Annotated in this window: 1 protein-coding gene; it reads right to left on the bottom strand. The window is 69.6% G+C overall.

Annotated features, from left to right (window positions below; all coding sequences use genetic code 11):
* Positions 1-403 precede the first annotated feature (403 nt).
* Positions 404-1,438, bottom strand: a complete 1,035-nt coding sequence (locus tag WBA11_RS18115) for a phage/plasmid replication domain-containing protein (RefSeq protein WP_424522037.1) — start codon at positions 1,436-1,438, stop codon at positions 404-406.
* Positions 1,439-1,836 lie beyond the last annotated feature (398 nt).

The following is a 1,836-nucleotide window of genomic DNA, read 5'->3' as shown; positions in this document are numbered from 1 at the left end:
GCGAGCGTGCGGCGGGTGTACTCAGGCAGGTCAACGGTCATGCGCGGGACTCCTTCAGTGGAGCCCCAGTATCGGCGGTAAGCATATACCGATCAAGCTAATTACCCTTGAATTGCCGACTAATTCCGGCTCGGTAAGGTCGTACCGTTCGGACCGGTGCAGCGACCCGAGGGAGCGCCAGATGGGCCAGCGGGGAAGGGTGCCTGCGGCGGTGTACAACCGGCCCCAGACAGGCACTCCCAACCGACCCTCGACCGGCCTGTTAGGCCGGACGAGGGACGGAAGGGAGGCCCGACCGGGTCGGTGGGGGCCTGCCGGGCAGTACGGTCGCGCGGCGTCCTCGGGGAGCCGTCAGGAGGCTGCGGCGGTGCGCGCGAGGTCGAGCCAACGCGGTGGACCTGGCTCAGGCGGCGAGGTGCTCGCGGTAGAAGTCCGGGGGGCCGATGGGACGCAGGTTGAAACGACGCGGCTTCTCCGGGACGTACTCGACGGCGACGGGGCCGAAGACATCGACGCCGGTGGCCGCGAGGATCGCTGCGCGGTGGCGGTAGCGCGTGCGGCGCGAGTATCCGGAGCTCTGCCCAGGAACCCCGCGCATGTACGCGTGGTACATGCCGGCCTCGGCGGGCTTGAGCTTCTGGACGCCGGGCGGATCACCTTCGAGTCGGTCGAGCACGAGCATCTCCTCCTTCGCGTGAGCCTGGCCGAGCAGCTCGTCGCTCAGGTCGCCAAGGTAGCGGAGCCGCTTCTGATCGAGCGCGCGCTGGGAGAACTTCGGCTCGATGCGGACGAGCCCGTTCCGGTCGCACCAGTCGGCGAGGTGCTCGAGGTACCGGACCCGCTCGCGCGACGGAGGCTGGGACTTGCCGGACCGCCGGAGGGCCTTCAGCCGCTCGCGGATCTCCACGCCCTTGAGGTAGGCCTTCCGGTCGATGTACTTGGGGCTGCCGTGACACACGGTGTTCTCCCACGCGCGAGGCTCCTTGCGGCTGATCTTCTGACGCTTGAGCGCGTCGAGCGCGTCGGAGGCCTCGCGGGCGGAGCCGGCGGCGTGGTTGCGCGTCAGATCGAGACGGCTGAGCGTCGCGCCGGTCCAGACGAAGGGGGTGGCCTTCGCGCCTCGGGCCTGGCGCGCAACCCGGACGCCGGGGGTGAACGGCGGGAGCCCGAGGGAGCCGAGCAGCCGGTTGGCGAGGCCGACGCAATCGAGAACCGAGTACCCGAACACGTTGTCGGGCCTGCCGAGCCTGCCGATGTTGCCGGACAGCTCCACCCGGTGACCGTCCGAGCGGATGGACACCGCGGTGTCGTGACTGGCCGGGATGCTCTTCCAGCAGCCGCTGGATCGCTCGATGTCGCCGGTAGCGTCGTTGAGCTTCAGCAGGAGCCCGTCTCGGAGCGGCTCGTGGGGCTCGGGGTGCTCCTGGGCGATGCTCAACCAGTCACAGAAGGGGGCGTCAGCACCGACGAGAAAGGGGGCAGATGTGTCACCAGTGGCACTAACTGTACGTGCCACTGGAACGTACAGCCCCGAGACGCCCCGCTCGACCGGAACGGCCTCACGGCCTCGGGCACGAGCATCGGGTGAATGTGCGCGAGCGTGCGCGGCCGGGGAGCCACCGGCTACGCTGTCGGATACCGGCATGAAACATCAGGCCTGCTGGTCACGGCCCCGGCGTGTTCCACCACGCGCGGGGCCTTCTGCTGTCTGGGGTGGCTGCGCTCGCGCCGGGAGGGGGAGTCCCCTCTGTGCCCTTTGGCTCATATCTCGGTGGGAGGCGCGCGCGGATGACGCGCCTTGCGGGGAAACCGGCCTCCCCGCGCCCTCATAGGTGC

The organism is Rubrivirga sp. (genome assembly GCF_049648075.1).
Classification (GTDB): domain Bacteria; phylum Bacteroidota; class Rhodothermia; order Rhodothermales; family Rubricoccaceae; genus Rubrivirga.
Note: the sequence above shows the minus strand (reverse complement) of the source record. Positions and strands in the feature narration are given on the sequence as shown.